The following is an 18434-nucleotide window of genomic DNA, read 5'->3' on the forward strand; positions in this document are numbered from 1 at the left end:
TCCTTTATAAATGATTGCAAACGATAAATGATAGGATTTATACTTCAGCAACAGTTTCCGTAAAGTTATGGACATCATTTTCTGCTCCGCACTGTATTCCAGTAACATAATCAAACATTTTTTGAGCAAAGGGACCAATTTCTCCATTATTAATAATCATGTCTTCGCCTTTATAACCGAGAACTCCCACCGGGGAAATTACAGCAGCTGTACCCGAACCAAAAACTTCTTCCAATGTACCTTTTTTATAGGCAGCTTTTACTTCGTCAATGGAAATACGCTTTTCAGCAACAGGATAGCCCCATTCCTTAGCAACCTGAAGTACCGTACGCCGTGTAATACCACTTAAAATACTCCCATCCAGTTCAGGTGTTACGATTTCACCATTTATTTTGAAAAGGATATTCATAGACCCGACTTCTTCAATATACTTCCGTTCCACACCATCGAGCCAGAGTGTCTGGTCATATCCCTTTTGATGAGCTACAAGTCCTGCATGCAGGCTGGCTGCATAATTAGCCGGTGTCTTAGCTTCTCCCAGTCCACCTTTAGTTGCACGAACATATGTATCTTCCACCATGATTTTAACAGGCGCAAATCCATGAGCATAATAAGCAGCTACAGGAGATAAAATTATATACATTTTATATGATTTTCCTACGCTTACACCTAAGAAACCATCATCGGCATAAATAAATGGCCGTATGTATAAACTCTGACCACGTTTATCCGGTACCCATGCTTTCTCAATGCTTATAAGCTGTTTTAAAGCATTATGAACTAGTTTTACATCAACTTGAGGAATATCAAGAATATGGGCAGAGTTATTCAAGCGGTTTAAATGATCAAGTGGTCGGAAAATAACTACTTTTTTACCCTGTCGAAACGCTTTCATTCCTTCAAAAATTGCCTGTCCATAATGTATAGTTGCATTAGCTGGGCTTATTTTTATATCACTATATGGTATAATTTGAGGATCATGCCAGCCTTTTCCATCCGTATAAGTCATTTCAAACATATAATCGGTGAAATGCGTACCAAAGCCGATTTTAGACACATCAGGTTTTGTTTTCAATGTGTCAGTTTTTACAAACTTAACATCATTCATATAAATATCTCCTATCATTTGTAGAATGAATACATTATACACCTCTTATTTTTCAAACGCAAGAAAAAATTTACATAGTTACATTATTTTTTTATCTTCAGCAAAATACAAATCACCTACAAAAATAATATATTTTATTTGCTTTTCTGTGTATTTTTAGCCAAAAAATATAAATAAAGACACCTTGACTTTAGTCAGAGTGTCTTTTCCATTAATTTTGTTAAGCACGTTCAATATAATTGCCAGTGCGCGTATCTATACGCAGTTTATCGCCGTCGTTTACAAAAAGAGGTACACGAACTTCATAACCTGTTTCTACCTTGGCCATTTTTGTTGCTCCAGTAGCCGTATCTCCCTTAACGCTGGGTTCACATTCCACTACTTCTAGAACTACAGAATTAGGCAATGAAATACCGATAATTTTATCTTTAAACAACTGCAGGCTTATATCCATATTTTCCTTTAAGAAGTTTAAAGCATCACCTAACTGTTCTTTATTCAATTCAGTTTGTTCATATGTTTCATTGTCCATGAACGTGTACATGCCGTCACTTTCATATAAATACTGCATTTGTTTGGTTTCAAGATGAGCTGCCGGTAATTTTTCATTTGGATTGAATGTCCGTTCAACTACTGCACCACTTTGTATGTTTTTTATTTTGGTGCGTACAAAAGCGGCACCCTTTCCTGGTTTAACATGTTGGAAATCGATAATCTGCCATACACCATTATCAATTTCCAGAGTAAGACCTGTACGAAAATCACTGCTTGAAATCATTAAAAATAAACCCCCAATTAATATTTTGGTGCCATTTATCCCTCTTAAAACAATATCAGGATAAATCTATAGATAATATTTTCCACAAGCACCTTTATGTAAAAGAAATACTATTATCTGCTGCATAAATATAGACATCCACCATGAATATATTACTATAATTCAATTAAATCCTTACGACTCTTTGTCAAAGGTTCTGCTCCTGCTTCTTTTACCAAAACAGTATCTTCTATTCTTACACCACCAAATCCAGGAATATATATACCTGGTTCCACAGTAATAAGCATATCCGGTTTAAATATTATGTCACCTGCCATCGGTGAAAGGCGGGGCAATTCATGGATTTCCAAACCTACTCCGTGTCCTAGACCGTGTCCATAATTACTGCCATATCCCATATCACTTATATATTGACGTGATGGAGCATCAATACTTTTCCCATCCTTATTTATTTCAATGGATTTTATTCCCATGAGATGTGCCTTTAATACTATATCATAAAGCTTTTTCTTTTCAGGATCTGCCCTGCCAACACAAACAGTCCGCGTAATATCAGAATGATAGCCCTTATACACTGCACCAAAATCCATTGTAACAAATTCTCCCGCAAGAATCAACTTTTCAGTAGCAACACCATGCGGCAAACTGCCTCTTTTCCCCGAAGCTACAATAGTTGTAAAAGCTGGCCTTTCACTTCCCAGTTTACGCATAGTATTTTCCAGTTCTGCAGCTATGGCAATTTCTGATATTCCCGGTTTAATAAAATCAATAATATGTTCAAAGGCTTTGTCACTTATAGCAACCGCTTTTTTTATAAGTTCAAGTTCCTCTTCATCTTTTTGTACCCGCAATCCATCAAGAATTACAGGAATCCATGCTGTGATTTCCGGCAGCATTTTCTGCAAAGCAGTAAACGAATCATATACAAGAACATTCGATTCAAAAGCTGTCCGTCGTATATTTTCCCCCAGTAAAGTTTCCTTTATTTTATTCAATAAACCACTTTTTTGTTCTAAAACAGTGAAACGGCTTTGTTCTTTGGCCTGCTCCATATATCTGGAATCTGTCAGCAGATATTGTTTATCCATTGTAATGACAAGTGCTGAATCGTCCCCATAAAATCCACTGAAATAATGGACATTTTCATTTTTGCTAATAATTACAGCTTCAGCATTTTTATCTAACAAAAATTTTCTTAAACGCATTAACCGATTATTTTTCATTATTGACCACTCCATTCAGCTTAGTAATAATATAATATAATGCTGCCTGATAACTCCCAACACCTAGTCCAGAGATCTGTCCTTCAGCAACAGGCGCGATTACAGAATTATGGCGAAACTCTTCTCTTTTATGTATATTAGATAAATGAACTTCAATTACAGGAACTGCCACTCCTGCTATTGCATCGCGAATAGCTACACTGTAGTGCGTAAATGCCGCGGCATTTAATATTATATAATCATATCCGGCTGATTGCTGAATGCGGTCAACAATAATTCCTTCATGGTTAGTCTGAAAAAAATCAATCCCAATATGTGCTTTTTCAGCTTGTTCTTTTAACATATTATTTATATTATCAAGGGTAGTATGTCCATATATTTCCGGTTCACGTGTACCTAACAGATTAAGATTAGGTCCATGGAGTACAAGTACCTTATTCATAAATAATCACTATCCATTTAATTAAATTTATAAAATTATCATTACTTAGTTATAATTAATATTTTATAGTAAAGCTACTAGTTTCATGCACTGTATTCATAGGTTTTATAGCTAATTCATCAACTTTTATAAACATATTGCCTTTTTTTACAGCAGCAAATAATTTATCGATTTCAGTCTGTTCTCCCTGCACTTCTATCGTAACAGTACCATCATCCATATTCTTTACCCAGCCGGTTAATCCATATTTTTTAGCTGTAGTCTGGACAAAATAACGAAAGCCAACACCCTGAACACGTCCACATGCTGTAGCAAAATATCTATTCATAAAAACCCCTCCTAAATCTTTAATAATCCTGCTTTAAAATTGTATATTCCTCACTATAAATATTCATCTTATTATATTCAATGAATATGGGAAAGCTTTATAAAAAGTCATACAATATCGCGACGAAGTATTGCATATTTTTCCACTGGATGGGCCATTTTCATTTTCACGTGTTGTTGTGGATGAGGAGCTACAGCAATTTTATTATCTTCATCATTAAACATTTGGTCAATAGTCTGATAATATGATGGCAGATTAGGTTGGAATAATTCTATCCGTTGACCTTGTTTCATATTGTTACGCTGTTCAACAATCGCGTAGCCTGTTTTTTCATTATAATCAAGTACAATTCCTACAAAATCAGCTGTTTGTGTATAGGCAGATGTATTATATACATGATCTTCTGCCGTTGGGTTATGAAAAAAGAAACCAGCAGTATATTGACGATGCGAAATTTTTTCTAGTGATTCACGCCACTTACTTTGCAGCTCCGAAAGCTTATGCGGTTTATTATAAAAAGTATCTATAGCTTCACGATAAACCTTTACCACTCCAGCAACATAATATATACTTTTCATACGTCCTTCGATTTTTAAACTATTTACACCGCTTTTTATTATATCACTAATATATGGTAATAGACATAAATCCTTTGAATTAAAAATATATGTGCCATGGCTATCTTCTTCAATAGGATAATATTCATCAGGCCTTTTTTCTTCAACTATCGAATATTTCCAACGGCAGGCCTGTGCACATTCTCCACGGTTTGAGTCGCGTCCCGTCATATAGTTACTCATTACACAACGTCCTGAATAAGATATACACATCGCCCCATGTACAAACATTTCCAATTCCGCGGATGACTTACAACGTATTTTTTGTATTTCCTGCAATGAAAGTTCTCTGGCTAAAACTATGCGTTCTGCTCCCATCTTTTCCCATGCATTTACACTGGCCCAATTTGTAGTATTGGCCTGAGTACTTATATGCACAGGCAGCCCCGGTGCTGTAGTTTTAACAATAGAAAAGATACCCAGATCTGATACAAGTATTCCATCTACTTTCAATGCTTCCAACTTTAAAACATAATCTGCCAGCCCTTCTAAATCTTTATTATGGGCAAAAATGTTCACTGTCACATAAACTTTTTTCTTTCTACTATGGGCAAAAAGTATTCCTTCTTCCATTTCTTTCAGGGAAAAATTACCGCCATACGTACGCAGGCCAAATCTCTTTCCACCTAAATATACAGCATCAGCACCATATATAATAGCAAATTTCAATTTTTCCAGATTTCCGGCCGGAGCCAATAGTTCTACTTTATTATTCATCTTTCAAATCCTTTTCTGTGACACAGCCAGACCATCACCGTCATGGTATATTTCAGTGATAAATTCTGATCGACTGTCTAGCTCTTTTATATATTCACGCAATCTTTTTACTATTGTTTTATAACGGCGCGGTGGTTTTTCTTTGCTTTCCACATAACCACGAAATAAAACGTTATCAGCAGCAATTATGCCTTTATCAGCCAATAAAGGCATAATTGCTGCTAGATATTTAATATACTGTCCCTTAGCTGCATCTATAAAAACAAAGTCAAATTTCCCCGGCAAATTTTGCAGAAGCTGCCCCGCATCTCCTTTTAAAATCTCAATATTATTCCTATATATTGAACGGTTGATAAAACTATGTGCCGTACTGATCCGCGCATCATTTATTTCTAAAGTAGTAATTTTGCTATTTCCGTCACTACTTCCTGCCATCAGCAGCGCGGAATATCCGATAGCTGTCCCTATTTCTAAAATTTTTTCCGGTTGATTTTGTTTAATATAACAACATAAAATATCTGCTGCCGCTTTTTTTATAATCGGAACATGATTTATAATTGCATATTCCTGCATTTCTTGTAATAATTCTTTCATTATAAAAATCTATCCCAACATCAATTCAAATTTTTTATTTTATTAAGATGCTCCTGATATGTATGACTGTAATGATTATGTCCACTACTATCTGCCACAAAATACAAATAATCGTTTTTTTCAGGATAAAGAACCGCTTTTAATGAAGCCAGCCCAGGATTATCTACAGGGCCTGGAGGTAATCCGTAATGCTTATATGTATTATATGGAGAATCCATTTTAGTATCCTTTATAGAAATACTTGCTTTTCGATGCATCAAGGCATATTGAATAGTCGTATCTGACTGCAGTGGCATATTGATTTTTAACCTGTTAAAAAACACCTGCGCAATCACAGGTCTGTCTTCATTGAATTTGGCTTCTGCTTCAACCAGGGAAGCCATTATTACAACACTATTAACCGATAAGCCCAAATTTCCTGCCCTGTTTCTTAATGTCTCATTAAATTTCCTGTTAAATTGTCCTGTCATTACATCCATAACATATTTTGCTGATGAATCTATTCTAAATTCATATGTGTCAGGAAAAAGATACCCTTCCACTGCATATCTTATATATGGATTGGAATTTTTCATATAATCGTATGGTACATAAGTTTTTGCTAAAGCTAAAAACTTATCTCGGTCTACCACACCGTTTTCAGCTAAAAGATCCGCTATTTGTTCTACCGTATATCCTTCTGGTATTGTTATTTTAACTATTGACACACGAGGACCACTAATAAGAAGCTGCATAACTTCGCTATCAGTCATATTTTTATGCAGTACATACCGGCCAACTTTTAATTCCTTATCCAGTCCTTCTATATTAGCAAGAACACGAAAATATATATCGTGATATATAATTCCCTTATCTTTCAATAAAGACGCAATTTGTACTGTCTGCATACCTGGTTTTATTTCAATAACAACAGTACTAGCAGCTTTTTTATCATAGACAGAATGAAAACCAATTATTATTGCTACTATAAATAATAAAAAAACACACATTATATACTTTAATGGAATACCGAAAAGTCTATTTTCTTTTATGTATAATACACATTTTTTAAGACTGCCTATCAGGCTATGCAAAACAGTCGACAAATAATATCCCTCCGAATGAATCGTAATAAATTCATATTAATTATGATACTGCATGAATTGCACTTAAGCAATACATCTTTATTTCATCAGTAAAGAATTTTTCACTCAAAAAAGCGGTACTCTTAAAACGAATACCGCTTTTTAATAAATGGAACTGATTAAAACTTAACAGTAGCACCCACACCTACACCATTTTCGCTATGGCCATGATCAGGATCAAAATTATGATAATTTACATTAAGGCTGATATTAGCAATAACATTCATATTTATGCCAACCTGTGTTTCATCAAAATCACTGCCTTTTACATATGATGCATAAGCCTGAGGCCCTATCATATTCGGAGTAACTACAGCTATCCCACCATATCCATTTGAATTATCACCTGGTAGATTATTACGAAAACCGGCAATGGCTTTCAAATTAGAACCAAACAAATCATATTGTGCATATATATCATTCTGATGATTATATTCGTCTCTGTCTAAGTATTGATAACCAATAGTCAATTTAGGGGAGAACTTATGTTCTATATATGATTCTCTTGTTCCTATCCCCACTGCTGTTTCATTATTTGCTAAAGTATTAATAGGTGCTGCCATTGCCGTTGATGCACCTATCAAAAAAATCGCGGCAAAAACAAAAAATATTTTTTTCATAAAAAATCCTCCTCAAAGTTAACTTGCTGATACTTCCATTATTATGAAGGATAAAATCAATTTATGCAAATATTTTTAATAAAAAAATCTTTAAATTAATATTATTTTAAAAATATAATTTGCTATATTAATATATTACATTCACAATACTTATAACAAAAAATTTTTCTGTTAAATTTTTTGTACAAAATCGACTGGAATGGTTTTTATGAACCTACTTACGGTATTTGCCCGGCCATGTTCACTTATTCGGCTCCATGTCAAGAATAATTGCCTTTTAGCTCGTGTTATCGCCACATAAAACAATCGTTTTTCTTCTTCGACAACCCCTTCCCTTATCGCCAGATAAGCCGGAAAGATCCCGTCCTGCATGCCGGCCAAAAAAACATAGTCAAATTCTGTTCCCTTGGCCTGATGAACTGTAATTATTGGTATACGTGGTACCTTCATAAGCATTCTATCCATATCACTATTTGATAAAGCACTGATTTTTAGTAAATTATTTAGAGCATCACGTGAATAGACTTTTTTATTATCAATTTCCCTGGCAATAAGATATAATTCTCTTATCCTGTCAATACGTTCAGGTTCATTTTTATAATATTCTTTTATCTTTGTTAGATTCATTATCTTGGCAATAAGATCATATGGCCGAACAATATAGCTATTATCCGTAAGTTCCTGCATCTGAACAGCTATCCACCTAAACTGATCTATATACTTACTAATATATTTTTTTCTTATTAACACAGATGGCCCTATATTCTTTTTCACTGCATATAACAACAATCCCACTGTGGCCATTACATCGTCAAGTGCATTATGTGTTGGTTTATTTTCTATAACGAAATATTCACTTAAAAAAGATAACTTGTGGTTAGCTAAATCTGGATAAAATCTTCTAAATATATCCAATGTGTCATAATAAGTGATAAAATCTGGCTTATTCATATTTAATCTATCAAGCTGACTGTAAAGAATACTTATATCATAGCCCACATTATGCCCAACGATCACTGTATTACGGGAAAATTCTATAAACTCTTGTAATACCAATGCCGGTGGTTCACCTTTTTCTTTTAAAAATGCATCGGAAAAACCGTGTACATAAAAGGACTGTCCCACCTTTTTATTTGGCTTGACCATTCGGACAAATTTATCTATTATAGTTCCATTTTTGTCAATTTTTACAGCAGCAATTTGTATAATTTCATCGCAGGCTGTATCAGTTCCTGTACTTTCAACATCAAAAACAACTACTTTATCTTTAGCAAGGGCATCAAGTAAAATACCGAACGGATCTCCGCTTGATTCATAAGTTTTTCTATCCAAAAAATCAATAATATTTATTCCTGCCTTATGATATTTTTTTGTCTCTATAGCTGCAATAGTTTTTTCACCTATACCGATAGCAAACTTTTTTAATATGCGTCTAAAACTGGTCTCATCATATCGGTTTGTTATAAGGCGTAAAAAAGCCAGTACATCTTTTATTTCCTGCCGCCGAAAAAATTTAAATTCATCAACTAAAATAAAATTAACTCTATCAGCATTAGGCAATCTATTGTTTAATATACTGAAGTTTTTACTGAGTCGCTGATTATACTTGTTGCTTCTGGTAAGTATGCCTATACGGGCAACATCTTTTATCCCTATTTTATGAATTTCTTCAAATATCCATTTTGCCTCATCAGCAACATTTTTAGTTTCTTTAAAAATAATCTTCTCTCCCTGGACTCTACTAACGGCTTTTATTTCATTTTTATATATAGCATATACTTTTTCTCCAAATAGTTTTTTCAAACAACCATATGATGCCCGCAAAAGCATTTGAGTTGCTCGATAATTTTCATTAAAAACAATAAGACGGGGATTATATTTTGCCTTGAATTTTTTTAATATCGTATGTGGATTAGAACCACGCCATTCATAAATCGTTTGAAAATAGTCACCGCATAATAAAATATTATTGCCAGGGAAAATTTGTGCTAATATTTCATATTCCAATTCGCTAGTATCCTGCATCTCATCAATGTTTATATATTTATATTTATTCTGCCATGCCGTTTTTATAGTTTCATCCTGAAGAAATTTATATACTGTAATTATTAAATCAGTAAAGTCCAGCCCATGCATTTCCTGTAACCTGTGATCATATGCTGTAACAATATCTGCACCATTTGCTTGCATCAATGCTTTCATCTTTTTATCAAGAAAATAATGCTGGTTAACACATACTCTGTCCAGCTTTCTATTTTCACTGTTGAATAATTTTTTTATCACCCTTGCATAATCTGTATGTAGATTATTTGAATAAATATTATAAACAGCTCTGTTTTCTTTCACCAAATTTATAAAATTTTGCAACGACTTTGTTACAAATTTGTAAACATTGAATTCTTTTATGATTTCCGCACAATCATCCTCGTCAAAAATAACAAAATCCGCAAATAAGTCAGAATTTTTTTTAGCTTCAATTTTTATTAAATTATAACAGAAACTATGGAAAGTCATAATGGCAATATTCAGACTGTTTTCTCCCAGTACTGTTGCAGCGCGCTCCTGTATCTCATGGCAGGCTTTGTTAGTAAAAGTTAGGCATAATATTTCTTCTGGAGCCGCCTTATTTTTATCAATTATATTCACCATCCGGTACAATAATGTATTAGTTTTCCCTGTTCCCGCAGAAGCACTAAGCAGTATATTATTCTGTAGATCATTTACAACCTGCTTTTGCATCTTATTCAGCATATTAAATATTTTATTTTCCATAAACTCATCCTATTAATGATATTTTATATAAGGTTTTGTTAAAATTATATTATATATTGAATAAAAAATATACCATAGGAAAAATACAGCCCGTTTTATTATTACAAAGCAAGGCTTTCCAGCATCTATCAATGCCAGAAAGCCCGCCCTATCACCGCGTATGATGAATTTTATTTTATGATAAATTCACTACATGTTATCTATTCAGCACATTCATCAACTAAATAAGCTATTGACTGGTAGCATATTCCGCTTTTGGCAGCAAGTCCGACTTCACAGGTTCGACTATTGGAGTATCCGTGTGTACAACCAGCTGGGATAGCTTCATTTAAATGTTCCAATGCTGATTCATTAAGTGCAGGGATTTTAAATCCTTTATCACCGGCAAATCCACAGCAATGGACTTTTTCTGGGATGATTACCTTTTGGGCACAAGCTTCAGCAATAGCTTTAAATTTTTCTAACAATCCCATTTTCCTAGCACTGCAAGTTACATGTATCATTACTGTTTCCGGCAATTTTTTTATACTAAGCTTATCCAACAGACAATCATGTATGAAGTCAACTGTATCATATATCTTTAATTTTTTATCCATAACTTTTTTCATACGATAGACACATGGACTAGTGTCACATAAAACTGGATATTCTCCATCATGGCTGCATTCCAATAGTAATTTTTCCAGTTTGGCACTCATTTGATCGGCTATTTTGAAATATCCTTCACTTTCAAATGGCATACCGCAACAATATTTATCCATATTATCAGGCAGAATAACCGCATACCCGGCTTTTTCCATAAGAGAAATCATTACTTCGTTAAGCTGTCTTTGATCATAATCGTATTTAGCCGGTCCCATCATCCTTGTCACACAACTTGGATAATAAACCACCTTAGGTTTGTTTCTATCAGCTTCAGTAAGTTTATGAACTGGAGTGCTGCCACTCTTAGGCATCCATTTTGTCCAGCGGGGAATTTTACCATCACTGGCCTTGCGCAGCTTTTTAGTTATATATTCCATTGCAGTTGTTCCCACTATTGTATGGGCAGCATTAGCACCTGTCAGCCCCAGTTTCATAGCCGTGCTGACACCTGAGAAATGATTATTAATAAAATTAGCTGCATTTTCTGTCTTTGGCGTAACCTTTAAAGAACGTTCATATTTAGTAAAATCTCCTGTATTTATGGAAACAGGACAAGTCAGCTGACATAATCCGTCTGCTGCACATGTTTCTTCTCCTAAGAATTCATATTCTTCCTCAAAACGTTTCAACAATGCCGGATTTTCACCTGTCAATTTCAAGCGGGCTATTTCCCGTTGGGATGCTATGCGCTGACGTGGTGAAAAAGTAAAATTATGAGAAGGACAATTAACTTCACAATAACCACATTCAATACATTTATTTATAATATCCTGTGTAGGCGGCATTGCCTTTATATTTTCTATAAACAAATTCCCATTTTCCGTAATAATTACATCAGGATTCAATATATTATCCGGATCAAAGGCTTTTTTTAGCCTTTTCATCATTTTATAGGCTTTTTTACCCCATTCAAATTCAACAAATGGTGCCATATTACGGCCTGTTCCATGTTCTGCTTTTAATGATCCATTATATTGTTCAACAACAAACCGACAAATATCTTCAATAAATACTTTGTACCTGTTCTTATCTTCCTCTGAGCTAAATGACTGTGTGAATACAAAATGAACATTTCCATCTAAAGCATGCCCGTAAATAATACCATCGCCATAGCCATGTTTATCCATACATTCTCTTAGAGTCATCACTGCATCTGCTAATGTATCTTTGGGGAAAGCTACATCTTCAATTATAACAGTAGTACCAAGGTCGCGAATTCCTCCTACTGCGGGAAAAATACCAGCACGGATTTTCCATAAACGTTCATATTCCGCCTTTACATCTGTGAACTCAATCGGACGTAGATTATTGATATCTGCTAATTTTGCTTTCACTTCGCCTATTTTTTTGTATAGATCGTCATTATTCTCTGCTCTTATTTCCACTAAAAGACCAGCTGCTTTTCCCGGTAGTGTTTTTATATAAGAAGGAACACCAGACCAATCTTCCACCGAGCGCAAGGCTATACGATCAAGTAATTCAGCCGCGGAAACCAGCGGCCGATATAAATTCATAACAGCAAGACACGCTGTTTTCATATCAGGAAAAATCATTAAAGCCGATGCTTTATATTTATGATCTATAATAGTCCTATATGTTATTTCTGTGATAAGTGCTAAGGTCCCTTCTGAACCAATGAGCAGATGCTTTAACACATCAAAGGGATCATAATAGTCAACAAAAGCATTTAAGCTATATCCAGTGGTATTCTTTATTTTAAATTTTTGAGATATTAAAGCTTTAAGGTCACTGTCACCTTGGATTTCATCACGGAGTGTTTCTATTTCCTCAATGAGCTTTGTATGCGTTTGTTTCCATTCCTGACAAGAATCCTTATCAGCAGTATTTAAAACGGAACCATCAGAAAAAACCAATTTCATATCTTCAACTGTTTTATAGCTGTTATCAGAAGTCCCACAACACATTCCGCTGGCATTATTAGCTGCCATACCACCTATCATGGCATGATCAATTGATGCCGGATCAGGTCCTATCTTACGGGAATAAGGTTTTAAATATACATTAGCGGCGGAGCCAATTATTCCCGGCTGCAGTGTAATTTGTTCCCCGTTATTATTTATAGAATAATTTTGCCATCCCTCTGAAATTATAACCAAAACAGAATCTGTCAACGATTGTCCACACAAACTAGTACCGGCAGCCCGGAAAGTAAGCGATATTTTCTGCTGTGCTGCCTGTTTTATCAAAGAGGATACTTCTTTGATAGTTCTTGCTTTTATTACAATCTTTGGTGTCATCCTGTATAAACTGGCGTCAACACCATAGGCATAAGTAATAACAGGATCTATAAAAACTCTTTGTTTAGGTATATATTGGATAATATCAAGATAAAAAGTTTGGTACTGTGCTGGTAAACCAGCAAGATCATTATAATTATTCTTTACTGCCATAAAAACCACCCTTTTCATATATTAGTAAGTTACTTAGTATAGTATACACAGATACTGACAACGATATATGTACTTAATAATAAACCCCATTAGAGAAATATCAGCAGCTAGTTTACATACTAGTATTTATTACATATGATTCATATATAATATCAATCATCTTCTGTATATACTATAAATCATTACTATTATAAGTCAATATCTGTGAAAATTTTAACAAATTGTCTTGAATAATTGCTCAATTCTTTTATCCTTTATTTTCCGGTAGTAACGTCTATATATTAACTTTTTTGAAAAATATAATACTATTTTATTCAAAAATTCATTTTTATCTTACTATATAAAAAAAATATAATTGCCCGTCAGTATTGGTAATGATAGCCTCTCCTTCTTTATATAAATATTTTTTATTGATTTTTATTGAATTGTAGATTATCCTTTCTTCTATAACAATACTATTTCATATGAATAAAAGGGCGTCTCCTATAAATCTTAAGAAACGCCTTCTTATTTTTACTCACCAACCATTCTAAAATAATTGAAATGCTACAACTGTAACTCTTATTATAAATATACTGACCGTATATTATCGCCTATTGTTTAAAAATGGACTGGTTTCTGTCATAATACTTTAAATTCGAGGACCTGTACTCAAAATATCGTCGTCCATTTCGCCTTTAAATTTCTTTACATTTTTAGCAAATAATCCTACTAATTTAGCAGCTTGTTTTTCGTAAGCAGCTTTATCTGACCATGTATTAACAGGCTTTAGCAAATCAGTAGGAACATTTGGACAGAAATCAGGTACTTCAATACGGAAAATGGGATCAGCTGTCCATCCTACGTTATCAAGCTTATTTTCTAAAGCCGCAGTAATCATTGCCCGAGTATATTTAAGCTTCATTCTCGACCCTATACCATATGGTCCACCAGTCCAACCCGTATTCACCAGATAAACTTTAGTATTATGCTGCTGAATTTTCTTTTCTAATAATCGTGCATATTTTAATGGAGAAAGTGGTAAAAATGGTTCACCAAAACCAATGGAAAATGTAGCCTGCGGTTCAACAATTCCTCGTTCTGTTCCTGCTATTTTACTTGTATAACCAGACAAAAAGTGATACATAGCCTGTTTGGGATTAAGTCTGGAAATAGGCGGAAGCACTCCAAATGCATCAGCTGTTAAAAATATAATTGCTGTAGGATGTCCTGCCATGCTAGGATGAATGGCATTGGGAATATATTCCAGTGGATAAGCCGCACGCGTATTTTCCGTATACCGCGAGTCATCATAATCTTCTTTACGAGTGCGTGGATCAAGGACAACATTTTCTAAAACAGAACCGTATCTTATGGCATTATATATTTCTGGTTCGGTTTCTTCTGTTAAATGGATGCATTTAGCATAGCATCCTCCTTCAATGTTGAATATCCCATTTTCACTCCAACCATGTTCATCATCGCCGATCAAACGCCGATTGGGGTCTGCTGACAACGTAGTCTTACCTGTCCCACTTAAGCCAAAGAAAATAGCCGTTTTTCCATCTTTTCCAACATTTGCCGAACAATGCATTGATAATATTCCCTTTTGCGGCAGAATATAATTCATTACTGAAAAAATAGATTTTTTCATTTCGCCACAGTATTTTGTTCCGCCTATGATTACCATTTTATAGTCAAAATTAATAACAACAAAAGCTTCTGAATGAACTCCGTCTTCATGCGGATCAGCTAATACACTGGGAAAACATACAAGTGTAAAACCTTCTGGCGTAACAGGTGGTTTATCAGGATTAATAAATAATTCTTTTAGAAAAAGATGTTGTGACGCATATTCAGTAATACATTTTACCTGTAATTTATGCTGAGGATCTGCCCCAACATAGTTATCACTTACATAAATTTTATGATTTTTCGCAAAGCATTTTATTTTATGATATAATTTTTTAAATGTGCTTTCTGTGCAAGGAGCATTATTTGTCCAGCTCACTAGATTATGTACTGATGGTGTATCGACAATGAACCGGTCTTTAGGAGAACGTCCTGTATATTTTCCTGTATAAACACAGAGCGCACCTCTTTGTGACAATATAGCTTCTTTATTTCGTATGGATTCTTCAAATAATTCAGGAACGGTGAGATCATATGCTACTATTCTAGCACCAGATAAAATATCTTCAGCTGAAAAATTTTTTTCTTCCACAACAACCAACTTCTTTCATTAATAGTTTATATTTCGACCTTTATTTTATTATATACTTCTCGTTTTTCTACTTTATTCCTGCTAATTTTTAAATAATTTAGATTAATCAAACATGTTTAATAATATATGATTTAAAATATACTTTGTAATTATTTGTTATTATAAATCTTAACAAAGCTTATTAATTGACTTTAGATTGCTATTTTTATATAATGAAATGTATGTGTAATTATACAATTTGGGGGTAGAAGATTTTGAAATATATGAGCGGCAATGAGCTGCGGGAAAAATTCTTGCAATATTTTGCACAGCGGGGACATTTACGGCTCCCCAGTTTTTCTTTAATACCAAAAAACGATCCATCTTTGCTGATGATTGGCGCTGGAATGGCTCCATTCAAGCCCTTTTTTACTGGTAAAATGAAACCGCCTTGTACAAGAATAACAACTAGTCAACGTTGTGTACGGACCGGTGATATAGAAAATGTAGGACGCACTGCCCGGCATCAGACTTATTTTGAAATGCTGGGAAATTTTTCCTTTGGTGATTACTTTAAAAGTGAAGTTATTCCCTGGGCCTGGGATTTTTTAACTAAGGAATTAGAACTACCAGCAGATAAACTTTGGGTAAGTATTTATCCCAAAGATGAAGAAGCTTATAAAATATGGACGGAAAAAACATCTGTTAATCCTAAGCAAATTGTAAAAATGGATGATAATTTCTGGGAAATAGGTACTGGCCCCTGCGGTCCTGATTCAGAAATTTACATAGATTTAGGAGAAGAACGCGGCTGTGGTAGTCCTGATTGTGCCCCAGGATGTGACTGTGACCGTTATTTGGAAATCTGGAATCTTGTATTCACCCAGTATGATCATACTGAAACCGGCGATTACATTCCTCTTGAAAAAAAGAATATTGATACTGGTGCCGGACTCGAAAGACTAGCTTCTGTAATTCAGGGAAAGCCAACTAACTTTGAAACAGATCTCTTATATCCTATTATTGAATATGCCTGCCGCGTTTCAGGTGTTCAATATAATCAAGCTAAAAAAACCGATATTTCCCTGAAAGTCATCGCTGACCATGCACGCAGTATAGCTATTATGGTAATGGACGGAATACTTCCTTCTAACGAAGGACGCGGCTATGTATTGCGCCGCATTTTGCGCCGGGCAGTAAGACATGGGCGCATGCTAGGAATAAAAAAAGCGTTTCTTGCTGATGCTGTTGATGTAGTTGCTGATATATACAAAGGTGTTTATGATGGACTCGTAGAACGGAAAGATTATATAAAAAAAGTCATCAATATTGAAGAAGAACGTTTTCACCTTACTCTAAGCCAAGGTATATCGCTGCTAAATGAGGAAATTGAAAATTTAAACGCTAAAAAAACTTCTGTTCTTGATGGAAAAATTGGTTTTAAACTTTATGACACCTATGGTTTTCCCTATGAACTAACTGATGAAATTCTCCATGAAAATAATCTGACATTAGACAAAAGCAGCTTTGATAAAGCCATGGAACAGCAAAGAGACCGCGCAAGAAAAGCCCGCCAGGAAAATAAAAAAATTAATATACCTGATTTACGTGGTTTAGATGTAGAAAAATTAAAAGCCGATAGTACTGCCAAAACAGCAAAAGTCATCTGTATTTGGAAAAATGCCCAGGTTACTGATACTCTGCAAGATGGCGATGAAGCCGGAATAATTCTTGATGTTACACCATTTTATGCCGAAGGCGGTGGACAAATCGGCGATTGTGGTAAAATTATCAGTGAAATGGGAAAAGTAGATATATCCAATACAAAGAAACTCCCTAATGGCACTATTTACCATATAGGCTATGTTTCTGAAGGCATGATCCGTGTTGGTGATACTGTAAAAATTGCTATAGATGAAACCAAGAAAAAAGCTTCAGCACGCAATCACACTGCTACTCATCTACTACAGGCAGCATTAAAAAAAGTACTAGGAAATCATGTTAACCAGGCTGGTTCATCCGTTACTCCAGAACATCTTCGATTTGATTTTTCTAATTTTGAACCAGTATCACAGGAACAGTTATCGGCAATAGAAAAACTTGTCAATGAAGAAATTTTAAAAGCCTTGCCTGTAGAAATAAGTTATATGAAACAATCAGAAGCAAAAAAGCAGGGTGCAATGGCTCTATTCGGCGAAAAATACGGCAACATTGTACGAGTAGTTACTATTAAAAATTTCAGCATGGAATTATGTGGTGGAAGCCATGTAACTAATATTGGTGAAATTGGTTTATTCAAAATTCTTAATGAAACTGGTATAGCCGCTGGAGTTCGCCGCATAGAGGCCGTAACTGGTACTACTGCATACAAATATATCAACTCTCAATTATCTTCTTTAGACATCTTGGCAACATTGCTAAAAACAGATCATGCCGACCTTATCAACAGAACTACTTCTATATTAAATGAAAACAAGCTTTTAAAACAACAGTTGCATAATGTAAAAGATGTTCAGGCAAAAATAGATTCACAGAAACTTTTATTAGGTGTAAAAACACATGGAAACGTAAATGTCGTTACCGGGCGAGCTGCCGCTGATAATATTGATGAATTACGCAATATTGCTGATACAACCTGTGCTAAGCTGGAAAATGGTGTAGTAATTATTGGTGCTGTCGTAAATGATAAAATAAATCTAGTGGTAAAAGCTTCTGATAATGCTGTAAAAGAAGGAGTACATGCAGGAAAAATAATTAGAGAAAGTGCTAAAATATTAGGTGGTAATGGTGGCGGTCGTTCCAATATGGCCCAGGCTGGTGGTAAGTTTATTGATAAAATTCCGGCTGCTTTTGATAAAGCACTTGAAATACTG

The 18434-nt window shown here is 34.6% G+C and carries 13 protein-coding genes; 1 reads left to right on the forward strand and 12 read right to left on the reverse strand.

Annotated elements, in window-relative coordinates; all coding sequences use genetic code 11:
- Positions 1-37 precede the first annotated feature (37 nt).
- The 12 genes from I6760_RS12570 to pckA form a co-directional block, all read right to left on the reverse strand.
- Positions 38-1108 carry a branched-chain amino acid aminotransferase gene (locus I6760_RS12570; protein ID WP_196594929.1) on the reverse strand — a complete coding sequence of 357 codons (1071 nt, stop codon included), beginning with the start codon at positions 1106-1108 and terminating at the stop codon, positions 38-40.
- A 220-nt stretch (positions 1109-1328) separates the two neighbouring features.
- Positions 1329-1886 (reverse strand): elongation factor P, encoded by a 558-nt coding sequence (efp, locus tag I6760_RS12575; RefSeq protein ID WP_196594930.1) that lies wholly within the window; start codon positions 1884-1886, stop codon positions 1329-1331.
- A 155-nt stretch (positions 1887-2041) separates the two neighbouring features.
- The gene (locus I6760_RS12580) at positions 2042-3124 is read right to left on the reverse strand and encodes a M24 family metallopeptidase (RefSeq protein WP_231036587.1); all 1083 of its coding nucleotides are present in this window, start codon (positions 3122-3124) and stop codon (positions 2042-2044) included.
- Complete coding sequence (gene aroQ, locus I6760_RS12585; RefSeq protein WP_196594932.1) at positions 3099-3551, reverse strand: type II 3-dehydroquinate dehydratase; 453 nt, start codon at positions 3549-3551, stop codon at positions 3099-3101. Before aroQ ends, I6760_RS12580 begins: the two co-directional genes overlap by 26 nt.
- Positions 3552-3606: 55 nt before the next feature.
- Positions 3607-3879: an acylphosphatase gene (locus tag I6760_RS12590; protein ID WP_196594933.1), complete on the reverse strand. Its 273-nt coding sequence runs from the start codon at positions 3877-3879 to the stop codon at positions 3607-3609.
- 107 nt (positions 3880-3986) lie between these two features.
- Positions 3987-5213 (reverse strand): peptidase U32 family protein, encoded by a 1227-nt coding sequence (locus I6760_RS12595; RefSeq protein ID WP_196594934.1) that lies wholly within the window; start codon positions 5211-5213, stop codon positions 3987-3989.
- A gap of 3 nt (positions 5214-5216) precedes the next feature.
- On the reverse strand, positions 5217-5807 hold the full coding sequence (locus tag I6760_RS12600; RefSeq protein WP_196594935.1) for an O-methyltransferase: 591 nt from the start codon (positions 5805-5807) through the stop codon (positions 5217-5219).
- Between the two features lie 20 nt (positions 5808-5827).
- Positions 5828-6892, reverse strand: a complete 1065-nt coding sequence (mltG, locus tag I6760_RS12605) for an endolytic transglycosylase MltG (RefSeq protein ID WP_196594936.1) — start codon at positions 6890-6892, stop codon at positions 5828-5830.
- 158 nt (positions 6893-7050) lie between these two features.
- Positions 7051-7551, reverse strand: coding sequence for a hypothetical protein (locus I6760_RS12610; protein ID WP_196594937.1), 501 nt, complete (start codon positions 7549-7551; stop codon positions 7051-7053).
- 171 nt (positions 7552-7722) lie between these two features.
- Complete coding sequence (locus I6760_RS12615; protein ID WP_231036588.1) at positions 7723-10323, reverse strand: 3'-5' exonuclease; 2601 nt, start codon at positions 10321-10323, stop codon at positions 7723-7725.
- A gap of 200 nt (positions 10324-10523) precedes the next feature.
- Positions 10524-13379, reverse strand: coding sequence for an FAD-binding and (Fe-S)-binding domain-containing protein (locus tag I6760_RS12620; protein ID WP_196594938.1), 2856 nt, complete (start codon positions 13377-13379; stop codon positions 10524-10526).
- 631 nt (positions 13380-14010) lie between these two features.
- Positions 14011-15582: a phosphoenolpyruvate carboxykinase (ATP) gene (gene pckA / locus I6760_RS12625; RefSeq protein ID WP_196594939.1), complete on the reverse strand. Its 1572-nt coding sequence runs from the start codon at positions 15580-15582 to the stop codon at positions 14011-14013.
- 254 nt (positions 15583-15836) lie between these two features.
- Between pckA and alaS the strand changes: the two genes are divergently transcribed.
- On the forward strand, positions 15837-18434 hold a 2598-nt coding region (alaS, locus tag I6760_RS12630; protein WP_196594940.1), incomplete at its 3' end, for an alanine--tRNA ligase.

The sequence above is a fragment of the Pectinatus sottacetonis genome, from assembly GCF_015732155.1.
In the GTDB taxonomy this organism is placed as follows: Bacteria; Bacillota; Negativicutes; order Selenomonadales; family Selenomonadaceae; genus Pectinatus; species Pectinatus sottacetonis.

Coding starts and splice junctions, on each gene's coding strand:
- I6760_RS12615 (WP_231036588.1), bottom strand. CDS start 10,323: ATGGAAAATAAAATATTTAATATGCTGAATAAGATGCAAAAGCAGGTT.
- I6760_RS12595 (WP_196594934.1), bottom strand. CDS start 5,213: ATGAATAATAAAGTAGAACTATTGGCTCCGGCCGGAAATCTGGAAAAA.
- I6760_RS12610 (WP_196594937.1), bottom strand. CDS start 7,551: ATGAAAAAAATATTTTTTGTTTTTGCCGCGATTTTTTTGATAGGTGCA.
- I6760_RS12570 (WP_196594929.1), bottom strand. CDS start 1,108: ATGAATGATGTTAAGTTTGTAAAAACTGACACATTGAAAACAAAACCT.
- aroQ (WP_196594932.1), bottom strand. CDS start 3,551: ATGAATAAGGTACTTGTACTCCATGGACCTAATCTTAATCTGTTAGGT.
- I6760_RS12600 (WP_196594935.1), bottom strand. CDS start 5,807: ATGAAAGAATTATTACAAGAAATGCAGGAATATGCAATTATAAATCAT.
- I6760_RS12590 (WP_196594933.1), bottom strand. CDS start 3,879: ATGAATAGATATTTTGCTACAGCATGTGGACGTGTTCAGGGTGTTGGC.
- efp (WP_196594930.1), bottom strand. CDS start 1,886: ATGATTTCAAGCAGTGATTTTCGTACAGGTCTTACTCTGGAAATTGAT.
- I6760_RS12620 (WP_196594938.1), bottom strand. CDS start 13,379: ATGGCAGTAAAGAATAATTATAATGATCTTGCTGGTTTACCAGCACAG.
- I6760_RS12580 (WP_231036587.1), bottom strand. CDS start 3,124: ATGGAGTGGTCAATAATGAAAAATAATCGGTTAATGCGTTTAAGAAAA.